13 protein-coding genes are annotated in these 15316 nt (G+C 44.5%); 7 read left to right on the top strand and 6 right to left on the bottom strand.

The window, feature by feature from the left end:
* The first annotated feature begins 15 nt into the window (after positions 1 to 15).
* The 3 genes from gatA to gatC are packed head-to-tail and all read left to right on the top strand — an operon-like array spanning position 16 to position 3210.
* Entirely contained in the window at positions 16 to 1476 is a 1461-nt protein-coding gene (gene gatA / locus Q0307_RS10725; protein ID WP_298660522.1) for an Asp-tRNA(Asn)/Glu-tRNA(Gln) amidotransferase subunit GatA, read from the top strand.
* A 10-nt stretch (positions 1477 to 1486) separates the two neighbouring features.
* Positions 1487 to 2917: an Asp-tRNA(Asn)/Glu-tRNA(Gln) amidotransferase subunit GatB gene (gene gatB, locus Q0307_RS10720; RefSeq protein ID WP_298660372.1), complete on the top strand. Its 1431-nt coding sequence runs from the start codon at positions 1487 to 1489 to the stop codon at positions 2915 to 2917.
* Positions 2918 to 2919: 2 nt separating this feature from the next.
* Positions 2920 to 3210: an Asp-tRNA(Asn)/Glu-tRNA(Gln) amidotransferase subunit GatC gene (gene gatC, locus Q0307_RS10715; RefSeq protein WP_298660371.1), complete on the top strand. Its 291-nt coding sequence runs from the start codon at positions 2920 to 2922 to the stop codon at positions 3208 to 3210.
* 75 nt (positions 3211 to 3285) lie between these two features.
* On the opposite strand, the gene Q0307_RS10710 is transcribed toward gatC, so the two are convergent.
* The 4 genes from Q0307_RS10710 to Q0307_RS10695 all read right to left on the bottom strand — a co-directional run bounded on the left by Q0307_RS10710 (position 3286) and on the right by Q0307_RS10695 (position 6534).
* On the bottom strand, positions 3286 to 3855 hold the full coding sequence (locus Q0307_RS10710; protein ID WP_298660369.1) for a hypothetical protein: 570 nt from the start codon (positions 3853 to 3855) through the stop codon (positions 3286 to 3288).
* Positions 3856 to 4208: 353 nt separating this feature from the next.
* Complete coding sequence (locus Q0307_RS10705) at positions 4209 to 4778, bottom strand: hypothetical protein (RefSeq protein WP_298660369.1); 570 nt, start codon at positions 4776 to 4778, stop codon at positions 4209 to 4211.
* 10 nt (positions 4779 to 4788) lie between these two features.
* Positions 4789 to 5487 carry a hypothetical protein gene (locus tag Q0307_RS10700; RefSeq protein ID WP_298660368.1) on the bottom strand — a complete coding sequence of 233 codons (699 nt, stop codon included), beginning with the start codon at positions 5485 to 5487 and terminating at the stop codon, positions 4789 to 4791.
* A 108-nt stretch (positions 5488 to 5595) separates the two neighbouring features.
* Positions 5596 to 6534, bottom strand: coding sequence for a LysR substrate-binding domain-containing protein (locus Q0307_RS10695; RefSeq protein ID WP_298660367.1), 939 nt, complete (start codon positions 6532 to 6534; stop codon positions 5596 to 5598).
* An 83-nt stretch (positions 6535 to 6617) separates the two neighbouring features.
* Between Q0307_RS10695 and Q0307_RS10690 the strand changes: the two genes are divergently transcribed.
* The 4 genes from Q0307_RS10690 to Q0307_RS10675 all read left to right on the top strand — a co-directional run bounded on the left by Q0307_RS10690 (position 6618) and on the right by Q0307_RS10675 (position 13212).
* Positions 6618 to 8159: a trimethylamine methyltransferase family protein gene (locus Q0307_RS10690; protein WP_298660366.1), complete on the top strand. Its 1542-nt coding sequence runs from the start codon at positions 6618 to 6620 to the stop codon at positions 8157 to 8159.
* 18 nt (positions 8160 to 8177) lie between these two features.
* On the top strand, positions 8178 to 10214 hold the full coding sequence (locus Q0307_RS10685; RefSeq protein ID WP_298660365.1) for an NADH:flavin oxidoreductase: 2037 nt from the start codon (positions 8178 to 8180) through the stop codon (positions 10212 to 10214).
* A 104-nt stretch (positions 10215 to 10318) separates the two neighbouring features.
* Positions 10319 to 11386 (top strand): EndoU domain-containing protein, encoded by a 1068-nt coding sequence (locus tag Q0307_RS10680; RefSeq protein WP_298660364.1) that lies wholly within the window; start codon positions 10319 to 10321, stop codon positions 11384 to 11386.
* A gap of 152 nt (positions 11387 to 11538) precedes the next feature.
* Positions 11539 to 13212 (top strand): sulfatase-like hydrolase/transferase, encoded by a 1674-nt coding sequence (locus tag Q0307_RS10675; protein WP_298660362.1) that lies wholly within the window; start codon positions 11539 to 11541, stop codon positions 13210 to 13212.
* A gap of 24 nt (positions 13213 to 13236) precedes the next feature.
* On the opposite strand, the gene Q0307_RS10670 is transcribed toward Q0307_RS10675, so the two are convergent.
* Together Q0307_RS10670 and Q0307_RS10665 are read right to left on the bottom strand one after the other, a co-directional pair.
* Complete coding sequence (locus tag Q0307_RS10670; RefSeq protein WP_298660360.1) at positions 13237 to 14361, bottom strand: trypsin-like peptidase domain-containing protein; 1125 nt, start codon at positions 14359 to 14361, stop codon at positions 13237 to 13239.
* Positions 14362 to 14384: 23 nt separating this feature from the next.
* On the bottom strand, positions 14385 to 15290 hold the full coding sequence (locus Q0307_RS10665) for an esterase-like activity of phytase family protein (RefSeq protein WP_298660358.1): 906 nt from the start codon (positions 15288 to 15290) through the stop codon (positions 14385 to 14387).
* Positions 15291 to 15316: the final 26 nt, after the last annotated feature.

The following is a 15316-nucleotide window of genomic DNA, read 5'->3' as shown; positions in this document are numbered from 1 at the left end:
ATGTCCCAAGATGCTATTAGCGCTTTATCACTCAAAGAACTGCATGATGGTATTCATAGCGGTCAGTTCTCAGTGATGGAAGCCACTGACACTTATCTAGATCGTATTGAGCGTTTAGATGGGAAATTGAACACCTATATTACGGTACTACGCGAACAAGCTCAGCAACAAGCCCAAGCCATTGATCAGCAAATTCGTAAAGGTGAATTGACCGGCCCTTTGGCGGGTGTGCCTTATGCACTGAAAGATTTATTCTGTACCGAAGGTATCTTGACCACTTGCGGCTCCAAGATGCTGTCTAATTTTATTTCGCCTTATGATGCACATGTCGCTACTCAATTAAAGCAAGCCGGTGGCGTGTTGTTAGGCAAAAATAATATGGATGAATTCGCAATGGGTTCATCCAATGAAAACTCAGCCTATGGAGTGGTACGGAATCCTTGGAATACCAATTGTGTTCCAGGTGGCAGTTCAGGTGGTGGTGCGGCGGCGATTGCTGCACGCTTAGCACCGATGGTTTTAGGTACTGATACCGGCGGCTCGATTCGCCAACCCGGTTCATTCTGTGGTATCACGGGGATTAAACCCACCTACGGACGTATTTCCCGCTATGGCATGATTGCCTTCGCCTCTAGCCTTGATCAATGTGGCCCCATGGCCGTCTCTGCGGAAGACTGCGCTTTAACTTTAAATGTGATTGCAGGCTTCGACGAACGCGACTCCACCTGTGCGAATGAGCCAGTACCTGATTATACCGCTACTTTAAATGATTCCGTTCAAGGCTTACGCATTGGCTTGCCGAAGGAATTCTTTGCGACTGGCTTAGATTCACAAGTGGCAGCCGTGATTGAACGCGCAGTAAAAGAGTTTGAAAAGCTCGGTGCTAGCGTCAAAGAAGTCTCCCTACCGAATTCGCATTTAGCAGTTCCTGTTTATTATGTGGTAGCACCAGCGGAAGCTTCTTCTAACTTATCACGTTTCGATGGAGTGCGTTTTGGGCATCGCTGTGAAAATCCGAAAGATTTGATGGATTTATACAAGCGCAGCCGTTGGGAAGGCTTTGGCGAGGAAGTCAAACGGCGGATTATGGTGGGTACTTATGCGTTGTCTGCTGGCTATTACGATGCTTACTACTTAAAAGCCCAAAAAGTTCGGCGCTTGATTAAGCAAGACTTTGTGGATGCTTTTAAAGAAGTTGATGTGATTATGGGGCCGTCTGCTCCGACTACACCATTTAAAATCGGTGAAAAGGCTGATGATCCAGTAGCGATGTATTTAGCAGACATTTACACCATTCCTACGAGTTTAGCAGGACTACCGGGGATGACTTTCCCAATTGGTTTTGCGGCGGATGGTTTGCCGGTCGGTATGCAGTTAATTGGAAATTACTTCCAAGAAGCTCGGATGTTGAATATCGCACATCAGTACCAATTAAATAGTGATTGGCACCAACAAGTACCTGCCCAATTTGCATAAGGAGACCGTCATGGAATGGGAAACCGTTATTGGGCTGGAAATCCATGCTCAGCTTTCGACCAATAGTAAAATTTTCTCCGGCTCTTCTACCGCGTATGGCGCTGAACCGAATACACAGGCGAGTCTAGTGGATTTAGGGATGCCGGGCGTGCTGCCAGTATTAAACAAAAAAGCTGTCGAAATGGCGATTCGCTTAGGCTTAGCGATTAATGCGACCATTACGCCGCGCTCCGTTTTTGCACGGAAAAACTATTTCTATCCAGACTTGCCGAAAGGCTATCAAATCAGTCAGTTTGAATTGCCAGTGGTCGCTAAAGGCCATTTAGACATTGAGCTAGACGATGGCAGCAGCAAGCGCATTGGTATTACCCGTGCACATTTAGAAGAGGATGCGGGTAAATCCTTGCATGAAGATTTTCATGGCAAAACGGGTATCGACCTAAACCGTGCGGGTACACCATTGTTAGAAATTGTGTCCGAACCCGATATGCGCTCAGCGAAAGAGGCGGTCGCTTATATGAAAAAGCTGCATGCCTTGGTGCGTTATTTAGGCGTATGTGATGGCAATATGCAAGAAGGCTCCTTCCGCTGTGATGCGAACGTGTCGGTAAGAAAACCCGGTCAACCGTTTGGCACACGTGCCGAAATCAAAAACCTGAACTCCTTCCGCTTTATTGAGCGTGCGATTAATTATGAAGTCGAACGCCAAATTGAACTGATCGAATCAGGTGGAAAGGTCGTGCAGGAAACCCGACTCTATGATCCAGATAAAGGCGAAACGCGTTCGATGCGCGGCAAGGAAGATGCGAACGACTACCGTTATTTCCCTGACCCTGATTTATTACCTGTGGAAATTACCCCAGCAGACATTGAAGCAGTACGCGCTAGTTTGCCCGAACTACCGGATGCTAAAAAGCAGCGCTTTATTCAAACCTATCAATTAGGTAGCTATGAAGCGGAGGCTTTAACAGCTAGCAGCGAATTAGGTGATTATTTCGAGGCCGTTGCTAAAGGCACACAGGATGCAAAGCTAGCTGCAAACTGGCTCATGGGTGGCTTAGCGGCCTTGCTGAATAAACATGAATTGGAAATTAGTGCCTCACCTGTGGGTACGGATGCCTTAACTCAGCTTCTAAACCGGATTAAGGACAACACCATTTCCTCAACTGCAGCCAAAGATGTGCTGGAAGCGATGTGGCATGGCGAAGGAACAGTTGATGCGATTATCGACCAAAAAGGCTTAAAGCAAATCAGCGATACCGGCGCGATTGAAGCGATGATTGATGAAATTATTGCTAAAAATCCGTCGCAAGTCGCAGATTATCGTAGCGGTAAAGACAAGTTATTTGCCTTCTTCGTTGGGCAAGCGATGCGTGCTTCTAAAGGCAAAGCCAATCCGAATACCGTGAATGACATTCTGAAACAGAAGCTGGAGGGCTAAATATGTCAACGATTAGTGAAGCCGAAGTGCAAAAAGTCGCTCACTTAGCGCGCTTAGCGATTCCAGAGGATCAAACGACCGCTTATGTAAGCAAAATCAGTAGCATTATTGATTTAGTCGCACAGATGAGCGCGGTGAACACTGAAGGTGTTGAGCCTATGGCGCATCCTTTGGACTCGGTACAGCGCTTACGTGAAGATGTGGCGACTGAAACCAATCATCGGGAAGCTTATCAAGCAGTCGCGCCCGAAGTGGAAGATGGCCTGTATTTAGTACCGAAGGTGCTTGAGTAAGGCTTACCAAGCTATTACCTCACCAGAATAAACGGATTCACTTCACTTAGTGTTAGGTGAATCCATTTTGATGATTTAAAAATCAACCACAAAGCTAATCCAATCAAACATGGCATGCTCCAAGAACAATAAGTACAAACCAAATAAAGCGATGCTAGGTAATAAAAGCTGAAGCCTATGCCAACTGATATAAGCAAAATAGCCCAAAAAGATGAGCAAACAGGCTGCACCATAGATGGAAAAAAACATTAACTCAATTAATGCTAAAATACTAGTTTCTATAATTTCTTGAGTATTCCCAGCACACAAATCCTGAATCATCCAGCCTCCCAAACTTAAGGGGAAAGCGACCAAACCTAAATAACCAATAGTCCACCAACGCGAATACTGCTGTAACAATAGAACAGCTAGCAAAAACAACCCCAAATAAGCCAGTAAACCTACAACAGGCCAATGATAATGCGCCAAACCTGCACAATAATCCCCAGCTTGACGCGGGCTAAAATAAAACGCAATCGCTAAAAAAATCTCACTCATCAACAAGACATAACTGATTTGCATCTGTTGTTTTTCACTGATGGGTATAAAGCGAAAAACTGCAATCAAGCTACTGAGAACTAAGAATAGTGTAAGGACATAAATCATTAGTTATCTCTTAAATACTCGAATCTGACCAAACACTAGTCTGCTACCCCATCTATTTGTTCAGTTATCGAAATCAACTCTGACTAGCAGCTATTAATGACCGATGAAGCTAACGAGTATCCGAGATTTTCACGTTACTGACTGTCTGCTGCATTTCCAATAATAACCACTCTAATAAAGCCTTAGCTTAGGTACTCAACAGTTTATCTTCACGGGCAATCACATAAAACGGTGTGAGGGTTTGAATGCGCTCTTTCAAGGGAGCGACTAATTTACCCTGCTCAATTTAGTCATTCTTCCATCAAAATAAACGGATCACCTCACAAGCTGTTAGGTGAATCTGTTTTGATGATTTAAAAATCAACCACAAAGCTAATCCAATCAAACATGGCATGCTCCAAGAACAATAAGTACAAACCAAATAAAGCGATGCTAGGTAATAAAAGCTGAAGCCTATGCCAACTGATATAAGCAAAATAGCCCAAAAAGATGAGCAAACAGGCTGCACCATAGATGGAAAAAAACATTAACTCAATTAATGCTAAAATACTAGTTTCTATAATTTCTTGAGTATTCCCAGCACACAAATCCTGAATCATCCAGCCTCCCAAACTTAAGGGGAAAGCGACCAAACCTAAATAACCAATAGTCCACCAACGCGAATACTGCTGTAACAATAGAACAGCTAGCAAAAACAACCCCAAATAAGCCAGTAAACCTACAACAGGCCAATGATAATGCGCCAAACCTGCACAATAATCCCCAGCTTGACGCGGGCTAAAATAAAACGCAATCGCTAAAAAAATCTCACTCATCAACAAGACATAACTGATTTGCATCTGTTGTTTTTCACTGATGGGTATAAAGCGAAAAACTGCAATCAAGCTACTGAGAACTAAGAATAGTGTAAGGACATAAATCATTAGTTATCTCTTAAATACTCGAATCTAGCACAGGAGGAGGTTTGATCGGTAAAGGAGCTAGACCCTGTTCATTATCAAGGCGATTTAGGTATTGTGCTGGCTCAACCGATTTCGGTGGGTTAGACCAAGGCCAAGGGGCTTTATTAACCTCATGTATTGCACCTGGTATCGGATCCAGACCAAAAGCACCTATGGCAACTCCATTTGGATTAATAGTGGTTTCGTTGGTATCTGGATCTTTACTAACAATAGCTGTGCCTGAGCGAATTTTGTACCATTTATCATTAACCGCTACAAAATCGACATCGCCCTCTGGCGGAATATTATTATTTGAACCCACACATACAATAGCCTCTTTTGCCTGACCCTCGTTAATTTTTTTACAACGTCGCTCCTGCGAGGAATCGTTATTTGGATTAAAATTTTCTGGCATATCAGCGACATATCCTTGAATTTTAGCATCACCTTCAATGATTAAATTACCATGCCCTGCTGTACCCTCCTCTCGATAAGCAGCAGGTCGGAATTCATCATTTGTATTCATTTGGTGAATCTGGCTCTGCGCTAATGAGCTTAATCCTGTTGGCATAGTCATAATAGCGGCAAATTGCTTCGAGCTTTTGTCAGTGCTAGCATCAAAATCAGTTGGTCTATTTGATGCCTTAGGCTCAACTCCCCCTCGAACTCCTAACTTATTAGTAACATCCATAGCTTATATCTTTGCTGTGAGTAAGATCCCAAATACTAGTCTGCTGCCCCATCTATTGCTCAGTTATCGAAATCAGTTCTGACTAACAGCTATTAATGACCGATGAAGCTAACGAGCATCCGAGGCTTTCACATTACTGATAGTCTGCTGCATTTCCAATAATAACCACTCTAATAAAGCCTTAGCTTCGGTACTCAACGGTTTATCTTCACGCGCAATCACATAAAACGGTGCGGGGGTTTGAATGCGCTCTTTCAAGGGAGCGACTAATTTACCCTGCTCAATTAAGGGCTGCACAATATGATGCCAACCTAGCACGATCCCCTGTCCTTCAATCGCTGCTTGCACCACTATTGAATAATCATTAAAACTGACATCTTTGCGGGTGGCATTTAATTGCAAGCCATAATATTGGAAATATTGTGGCCAATTAAAGCGGTGGCGGTAATGCTCTTCTAAATGAATTAAGGGGCGAGTTAATAAATCACTGGGTTGATTTAAAGGCTCTTGCTCGGCTAACCATGCAGGACTACACACAGGAAATAAGACTTCATCCACAAACTTCCAGCTTTGATAAGCGCCTTCAGGCACACCACCCACGGGAATACATAAATCAAACTCCAGCTTGGCAATATCTTGATAAGCATCTTGAGTAATAACGCGCAATTGCACCTCCGGATAAGCTTGCTTGAAACGCGCAATCCTTGGCATCAGCCAATGGCTAGCCAACGAAGTTGAAACCAATAACGTCAAAACCGAGATTTGTTGGCTACTAATAGCGTCCTCTAAACCCGCTTGAATTTCCGCAAATCCAAGCTGCATTCGCTTTGCTAATCTTTGTCCTATCGCTGTTAAGCGCACGCCTTGAACCTCACGCTCAAAGAGCTTCACACTTAAAACTGTTTCCAATTGGCGCACGCTATGACTCACTGCGGATTGACCTAAGCGTAATACCACAGCAGCGCGCGTGAAACTTTGCTCTTGAGCGGCAATATGAAAAGCCAATAAAGAGCGCATCGAAAGTAGGTGTACATTAATTTTTTTCATGCCTTACATGAACACAAGCCCAGTCGTGGGTCAAGCAAAACACTGCTACATTTAGCAGGAATAGCTTCAACACAGGTGGCCTTATGAATACAATTCAAGCCTCTACGGATCGTTCCTCACGCCGCCGCGCTCGCAGTACACACCGTACTGAGACTACAGCTTTTCCACCTTATTTAAAGCGTAATATTCCGCTCTATGAACTGTTGAGCGTAGATGGGGTAGAGGCGATAGAGCATCACGCTGAATTAATCTTGCAAGAATTCGGCATGCAGTTTCGTGGCGATGAGGAAAGTATTCGTCTGTTTGTGGAGGCGGGTGCAGAAGCACAAGGCGAGATTGTGCGTTTTCCAGCGGGATTAATTAAGCAACTCATCAAAACCACACCGCGCGAATTTATTCATCATGCCCGCAATCCCGCTCGCTCAATCGCTGTAGGTGGCGATAATGTAGTGTTTGTACCGGCGTATGGCTCACCGTTTGTCTCTGATTTAGAGCGCGGGCGGCGCTATGGCAGTTTAGAAGACTTCCAGAATTTTATTAAGCTTGCTTACACCTGCCCACATATCCATCATTCAGGCGGTACGATCTGCGAGCCGGTAGACATCCCAGTGAATAAGCGGCATTTGGATATGGTCTATGCGCATATACGCTATTCGGATAAAGCTTATTTGGGTTCGATTACTAGCCCAGAACGTGCGGAAGATTCGATTGAATTATCACGCATTTTGTTTGGCACAGACTTTGTCGATCAACACTGTGTGGTAATGGGCAATATCAATGCGACCTCACCGCTACTGTTTGATGGTGATGTCACACGAGTCATTCGCACTTATGCTGCCGCAGGCCAAGGTATTATTGTTTGTCCCTTTGTGTTAGGGGGTGCGATGGGGCCGGTTACACCAGCAGGTGCGATTGCGCAAGCCCATGCTGAATCATTGGTAGGGATTGCTTTAGCCCAATTAGTACGCCCTGGTGCGCCGATGATTTATGGCAATTTCCTCACCACGATGTCTTTGCGGAATGGCTCACCCACTTTTGGGCAACCAGAAGCGAGGTTGGCCTATTTTGCAATTGGCCAGTTGGCACGACGCGCAGGTGTGCCTTTGCGCTGTGGGGGCGCATTTACTTCTTCCAAAGTCAGTGATTTCCAAGCAGGTCAAGAAAGCGCCGATGCATTGACACCTGCTTTAATGTCCGGTGCGAATTGGATTTTGCATGCAGCCGGTTGGTTAGAAGGTGGTTTGACGATGGGTTATGAGAAATTTATTCTCGACACCAATCGACTGGGCATGATGGCGCGTATGTTAGAGGGCTTGGCCTTAGATGAGAATGCCTTTGCCTTAGACTCGTATCGCCAACGCCATAGCCACAATGAACATTTCTTAGGAACCGCACATACGCTCGCGAACTATAGCAATGTATTTTATGAATCGACTACGGCGGATAGTGGCTCGTTTGAGCAATGGGAGCTTGATGGCCGCAAAACGGCTGAGCAACGCGCCAATGCCATTTGGAAGCAGCAATTAGCCGAGTATGAGGCTCCACCTCTAGACCCCAGCATTGATGAAGCCCTACAAGCTTTTATCCGCGAAAAAAAATCCGCCAAACCTGATATGTGGTATTAAGCAAGGAAGACGCCTGTAATGACTCATGATCCACTCTTACAACCCTTTCAACTCAAGCATTTAACCTTGCGCAATCGGATTATGATTACCGCGCATGAGCCAGCTTATCCAGAAAATGGCATGCCCACCGCCCGCTATCGCGCCTATCATGTGGAACGCGCTAAAGCGGGTATTGCCCTCACTATGACTGCAGGCTCGGCAATTGTCTCGAAAGATAGCGCACCTGCGTTTAATAATATCTTGGCTTACAAAGATGAAGTGGTTAGCCACTTGCGCGACTTAGTTGATGCTTGCCATGAACAGGGCGCAGCAGTGATGATTCAACTCACACATTTAGGGCGGCGCACGCATTGGTCACGCGGCGATTGGCTACCGGTAGTAAGTTCATCCGCTCGGCGCGAGCCTGCACATCGCGCCTTCCCAAAAGTGATCGAAGATTGGGACATTGAACGGATTATCCAAAACTATGCAGACGCTGCCGAACGCATGCAAGCTGCGGGCATGGATGGGATTGAATTGGAGGCTTATGGGCATTTGCTGGATCAATTCTGGTCACCTTATACCAATACTTTAGATAATGCTTATGGCGGCTCTTTAGAAAACCGCCTGCGTTTTAGCATGGAAGTGCTACAGGCAATGCGTGAGCGGGTGGGAAAAGATTTTATTATTGGCGTACGCAATGTCGCGGATGAAGTCCTAGAAGGTGGCTTAACCAAAGCCGAAGGTATTGAAATCGCTTGCCGTTTACGTGATTCCGGTTTGATTGACTTCCTGAATATTATTCGCGGGCATATTGATACTGATGCTGCCTTGACCGACGTGATTCCAGTACAAGGCATGCGCAATTCACCACATTTGGATTTTGCCGGTGAGTTACGCGAACTGACCCGCTTCCCAATTTTCCATGCAGGGAAAATTCCAGATTTAGCCACCGCCCGCCATGCGATTGCGAGTGGCAAATTAGACATGGTCGGCATGACACGGGCGCATTTAGCTGATCCGCATATTGTACGCAGGCTAATAGCAGGTCAAGAACAGACGATTCGTCCTTGTGTTGGTGCGACTTATTGCTTAGATCGCATTTATCAAGGCGGTGAAGCCTATTGCATTCACAATGCCGCTTCGGGGCGTGAGTTGACTATGCCACATCAACTTCAAGCTGCTTCTGTTAAAAAACGAGTAGTCATTGTCGGTGCTGGGCCTGCTGGCTTAGAGGCAGCGCGGGTGGCGGGTGAGCGCGGACATGAAGTGATTGTGTTAGAAGCCGATAGCGAAGCGGGCGGACAAATCCGCTTAACCGCCCGCAGTCCACACCGCCGCGAAATGATCAGCATTGTGGAGTGGCGCTTAGCGCAATGTGAGCAATACGGTGTGCAATTTCGCTTTAACTGTTGGGTAGAAGCAGAGGATGTGCTTGCACTTGAACCAGATGTGGTGGTGATTGCCACTGGCGGTTTAGCAAATGCCGAGATTTTAGCTAGTGGTAATGAGTACGTAGTCTCGACTTGGGATATTTTAGCGGGTAGTACCAAACCTGCTAAAAAAGTTCTACTTTACGATGATGCGGGCGATCATGCTGCTTTACAAGCTGCGGAATTCATTGCTGCAACGGGGGCAGAGCTTGAAATTATGACACCTGACCGAAGCTTTGCACCTGAAGTGATGGGGATGAATTTAGTGCCTTATTTGCGTAATTTACAGCAGCACCAAGTCACTTTTACGGTTACCTATCGTTTATTAGCGGTGGAGAAAACGGTAAATGGTTTAACTGCGCTTATAGGCAGTGATTATGGAAATTGGCAACAGCGTAAAAATTACGACCAAATTATTGTGAATCATGGTACGCAACCCTTAGATGAACTCTACTTTGAGCTAAAACCGCGCTCGAAAAATTTAGGTGCAGTGGATTATGAACAACTGATAGCAGGCCAAGCCCAAACCTTGCTCAAGCATCCTGAAGGACAATTCTTACTTTATCGGATCGGTGATGCAGTCGCAGCCCGCAATACACATGCAGCCATTTATGAGGCTTTGCGCTTGATGAAGGATGTTTAGTAGCTGCCTTAGGCTGAACTTAACACAATAGCGAGTCCAAACTTCCGGCTCAACACAGCTCATCGGCTGTGTTAGCCTGCCTCTTTTTATAAGGACTTTGCATCTTGAAATTACTTCAAATCAGTTTAGGGCTAGGGGCTTTATTATTAGCCACGAGCGCTATGGCTCAAGTCTATTTTTCCCAAGCTAATGAATTTATGCTTGATCACGCTTGCGATGCTGTGACCTCTATTAAAAAGCATAGTAATGTGAGTCCGTTAGCCGCAGGCCAAGCTTTTCCTGCTTTAGGCACGAATCGTGAACCTAATCCCACACATGTTTATCTACAAATTGGTGCGGAGAAGAAGTGGGTCGAATTAAGCTGTGGTCATTACAGCAATGCACTCGCGCCTACGGCGACTGAGTGGCATCCTGCCACCACAGCCACTACTAACTGCCTACCTTTCTTTGATAATAGCCATAATCCCGTCAGGCTCAAAAATGGCCTAGCAGATATCACGCCGCCTGCACCGAACATTGATGCTTTTGGTCAAGCGGTGAATGCAGTCTGTGGCTCTGTAGGCACTAAAGTCAGTGCCGAAGCATTTAAGCAAATGCTACGTAATCATCCTGAGGTCTTGGCACAGATTAAAACTTTTACACAAGACAAGGTCTTTGCGAATCGCCCCGCTAAAACTAACCCCGAAGATTATTTAAACGATTTAACTGAGGCGTGGTTTGCGGTGCATGCTTTTGAGCATATTTTTTGTGGTGAGCCTGAGGCGAATGGCCCGATTGGTGGTATGCATTATGTAGGGCGTTATTTACAACTGCAGCAAACGGGGGAGGCTTGCCGCATGGATAACTTACGCCAGAATGAAGTCGTCCCGAATGTGTTGTACTCCATGGGGGTAATTATGCACTTTGGCAATTATACTGCGCGCTCATCTATCAAAGGCTATGGCTTAACCCTCAGTGCTGAAGACTTATTGAAATTAGGCACACTTGCTTTTGCCGACAATCCGACTGAAAGCCGCGACAAAACCATAGCTTGTTTATTGCCAGTTCAAGATGAGGGTCAAAAATTCACTACTGTCTTTGCACGTCGCAGTGCAGGTATTCGTACCTTGTATCCAGATGCTACACCATCGCCCACTGATCCAAACTGTAAACAAGGCTTAAGTCTTAATTAATCGTTCTCATTAGGCGAACCGAATTTAACTGGTTCGCCTAAGCTTACTGCTACTTCTGTCTACTAAACCTACCAGCTAATCTTAATATGAGTCCCAGTAAAACCCTCTTTATTTAATATAGGTCATAAATTCTGATACCAGAGATTTATGTAATGAACCTAAGGTTGCTCTTGCTGCTGCTTGGCTTACTATGCTTTGCTAGTTTAATTGCCTTCGAACAATCGATAGCTAACCCTATTAGTTTTATTACTGAAACTGACTATTTGGCTCAACCATATGACCAAAAAGGCTTTATTAAGGGTAGTTTATTTTTATTTAGCTATTTATTTAGCTTGATCGCTTTGATCTCTATTTTATATATAGCAAATAACTGGATTGCTGTGGGTCTAACAGCACTTTGCTCCATTATTTGGGGCATTGATCTTTATACACAGCTTTTAGGTAGCAGCCCTACTGGAATTACTGTTGCTATCTTAGCTACAGCTTTGACTGAAACGGGCAGGGCTGCTGATTTGCTGGTTTATAAAAAGCCCTTAACTTATGCCCTAACAGCCAGCGCCTGCTTTTTCATCTTTGCTTTACTCTTGCGCGCGCTCATTGAAAAAAATAAGCGCATTTGGTTTGGTTGGAGTGTACTAGCCCTAAGCCTATCAATTATTAGTATTGGTGCACTCAGCTACAAAATTTTTTCAATTACTACTCAGTCTTATCCAGCACCCATCAAACTAGCCCTAGTGTTCAAGCAATACTATTCAGAGCTGCCTAAGCACGAAGAACGCATCCTAAAACCTGATATTCAAGCTAGTAAAGCAGCTGAATATCAGACCATTGTCTGGGTGATTGATGAATCAATCTCGGGGAATTATTTGGGGATCAATGGTTATACCAAAAACACGACACCTTTTTTAAGCTCAATTCAACTGAGTAATGATATGCAAAATTACGGAGTGGTGAACTCAATTTCAAATTGTTCAAATACCTCCAATCTATTTTTGCGCATTGGTCTGACCTCTACTCTTAAACAAGATTTTAAAACTGCTCAACATAATCTACCCACTATTTTTCAATATGCTAAACGTGCGGGTTTTGAAACTTACTTAATGGATGGGCAGATGGCGCCGGGAGAAGTGCAAAATCATTTAACTGGTTATGATTTAAAATCCATTGATCGCTATATCGGTTATCCACGCAGTATCTACCCAAAAAATCGAGATCATGAAATTTTAAAAACCCTAGAGCCTTTAATGCAAGCAACTAATCAAAAACGTTTTATTGTGGTAGTTAAATGGGGGGCACATTGGCCTTATCCTTTAGCCTACCCTCAAGAGCAAGCAAAGTTTCAACCAGCAGCTACTGATTCACTTACAGAAATGACTGCGAACAATAAAGAAATTATTACCAATGCTTATCTGAATGCAGTGGAATACAGTGTTGATACCTTTTTAAAACAACTAGTTACCCAACTGCATCCAGCTAACTCTGTGATTTTTTATACTTCCGATCATGGGCAGAGCTTATTTGTAAATAGCGATACTGCACTCACGCATTGCCACTTTAACTCCAATGTAGCAGCTTTGCCTTTAGATGAGTTTAAAGTGCCTTTAATAGTTTTTGCTAAAAATGCTAAAGAAATTTTCCCACAATTAGAAAATCGTATGTATTCACAAGAGGAAATTTTTCCAACAACCTTGAAACTATTTGGCTATGCATCAAGTATCTACAGTAGCTACGGCTCTACGCTATGGCAAGGCCAGAAATCTAATTTAGTTGAATCTTACATATTGGACTCTGGCCTGAAAGTCCAGATCCCTAAACATGCACTCTAGGCCGATACTTATTCACAGCACAAACTAACGTTGTAGGGTGAGCTGAATGTCTAGCTCTTGTTCAGAGCTACCATCGCGCAAGATCTGCACTTTAATAACATCATTGAGATTGTATTTATCCATAGTTGCTGAAAGCTCGCTAGCACCAGTCACTGGTTTGCCATCGATGGCTTGAATAATATCACCTAGCACCAGCTCATCATTCGCCCGTGCAACCGTACCACGTAAGCCAGCTTTAGCTGCAGGTGAATTCGGAGCCACTTCTAAAACCAACACCCCTTTGACACCTAAACGCTCGCCCACACTCTCATTTACTTGATCATTCATGGTAATCCCTAAGACGGGACGAATATAGCGACCATTCTTTACCAGTTGAGGCACCACACGATTCACTGTGTCTACCGGAATCGCAAAGCCAATCCCTGCTGAAGCACCTGAGGGACTATAAATCGCTACATTAACCCCAATCACGCGACCGGATGAATCCAACAAAGGGCCACCAGAGTTGCCGGGATTAATCGCTGCATCAGTCTGAATTAAATCTTCCATAGTATTGCCTTGGCCTTCTCCATCAATACTGCGACCTAAGGCAGAGACTACACCCGTAGTTAGGGTATGATCTAGGCCAAACGGATTACCAATTGCTAAAACCGTTTGACCCACTTTTAAATCATGGCTACTACCAATTTTTACCGCAGGTGGAAGATCTTTAGTATTGCGCAATTTCAAAACCGCTAAATCATGACGCGGACTCACACCAACTACATCTGCTTCAAAATTACGTTGGTCGGATAAGCGTACTTTGGCAGTTTTATAACCTTCAACAACGTGATAATTGGTAACAATATGTCCTTGCTGATCCCAGATAAACCCAGTACCAGTGCCACTCGGGCGTTCACTGACATTGCGTGTCCAGTAATCAACCACTTTATCAGTGGTAGTAATATAAACAACCGAAGCACTAGTCGTTTCAAATACACTAATGGTACGGTCTTCTTGATTGGTGAAGGCAGCCGCTGGTGTAACTTTAAGTGGCTCAGCCACTGGATTAATGCCCGGTAAGCGTTGAAAAAATGGTAAGATTAACCACGCTAGCAATACACCCAGCAATAACCAAAAAATATTTTTCCAAGTTTGTTTAATTGGCATGGTTCGACACCCTGAACCTGAAGTTATTCAACCTTAAATAAGCTTAGCTGAGTCCGCAATAACTCACGTTCCCCATCATCGCTCACCATTAAATACAGATTATCGCGAATTTGGGTCAGACCTTCAAAATTGTCTACTTGTATTAGGCTTGAATACACCCCTAAATCTTGCACCTCACAGACTTTAGCTTTACCACAAGCCTCCAAATCGACGCGCCGCAAACTAATTACCATAGGGTGTAAAATACCTGCCCAAGCACGTTCTAAAACCAATAGGCTTTTATCCGGCAAAATTTCCAAACCTGTCACTGAGCTATTTTCAGCAGGATACGCCAAAAATGACCATTTTTGCTTAGTCGAATAAATAGTCTGTAAATTATCCGGTTCGCCCTTGAGGCTACGTTCGGGAGCAGTCAGGAACCCATATTTAGGATGATAAGCTACTGACTCCAACATGGAGTTTTGCGAGCGATAAGCTTTAGGATTTTGCAAATCTTGGTGTAGGGGCACGACACCCACTTGACGGCCTTGCGGACTCATTCGATAAATTCGCGGCCCATGCTCGAAAGAAACAATTAACTGAGTATCGCCCTTCTTCCGATTATTGGCATTGAGCGCAAACAAACCTTCTGAATCACGCAGTTTGATAGGTTTGCCTTTATTATCCACTAAAGTGGCGGCAAATACTGGCTCGACCGCCGTGATTTGCTCATGATCAAGCTTCAGTTTGAAATGAAAAATACGACCTTGATCAGAAACAGCATAGAGTAATTGCTCATCTTGATCCCAAGCAAGACCAGAGAGTTCGCTAATAGTTAGATCCTTAAAGTTAGTACGCGGTATTGTAAATTGGCTTAAGAGTTTAACTGCAGCATAAGTCCTTTTAGGAGCAGCCGTTACAGGCGGTGCGCTGCAGGCAACCAAAATCAAGCAGCATATGCATAAACTCCAGTAAC

This window comes from uncultured Thiothrix sp. (genome assembly GCF_937873765.1).
Taxonomy (GTDB): domain Bacteria; phylum Pseudomonadota; class Gammaproteobacteria; order Thiotrichales; family Thiotrichaceae; genus Thiolinea.
The sequence above is the reverse complement of the archived record's forward strand: the minus strand, read 5'-3'. Positions and strand labels throughout refer to the sequence as shown.

Bases quoted from the DNA above. Each gene is read 5' to 3' on its own strand.
- gatB (WP_298660372.1), top strand. From the start codon at position 1,487: ATGGAATGGGAAACCGTTATTGGGCTGGAAATCCATGCTCAGCTTTCG.
- Q0307_RS10685 (WP_298660365.1), top strand. From the start codon at position 8,178: ATGACTCATGATCCACTCTTACAACCCTTTCAACTCAAGCATTTAACC.
- Q0307_RS10710 (WP_298660369.1), bottom strand. From the start codon at position 3,855: ATGATTTATGTCCTTACACTATTCTTAGTTCTCAGTAGCTTGATTGCA.
- Q0307_RS10695 (WP_298660367.1), bottom strand. From the start codon at position 6,534: ATGAAAAAAATTAATGTACACCTACTTTCGATGCGCTCTTTATTGGCT.
- Q0307_RS10675 (WP_298660362.1), top strand. From the start codon at position 11,539: ATGAACCTAAGGTTGCTCTTGCTGCTGCTTGGCTTACTATGCTTTGCT.
- Q0307_RS10670 (WP_298660360.1), bottom strand. From the start codon at position 14,361: ATGCCAATTAAACAAACTTGGAAAAATATTTTTTGGTTATTGCTGGGT.
- gatC (WP_298660371.1), top strand. From the start codon at position 2,920: ATGTCAACGATTAGTGAAGCCGAAGTGCAAAAAGTCGCTCACTTAGCG.
- Q0307_RS10700 (WP_298660368.1), bottom strand. From the start codon at position 5,487: ATGGATGTTACTAATAAGTTAGGAGTTCGAGGGGGAGTTGAGCCTAAG.
- Q0307_RS10705 (WP_298660369.1), bottom strand. From the start codon at position 4,778: ATGATTTATGTCCTTACACTATTCTTAGTTCTCAGTAGCTTGATTGCA.
- Q0307_RS10690 (WP_298660366.1), top strand. From the start codon at position 6,618: ATGAATACAATTCAAGCCTCTACGGATCGTTCCTCACGCCGCCGCGCT.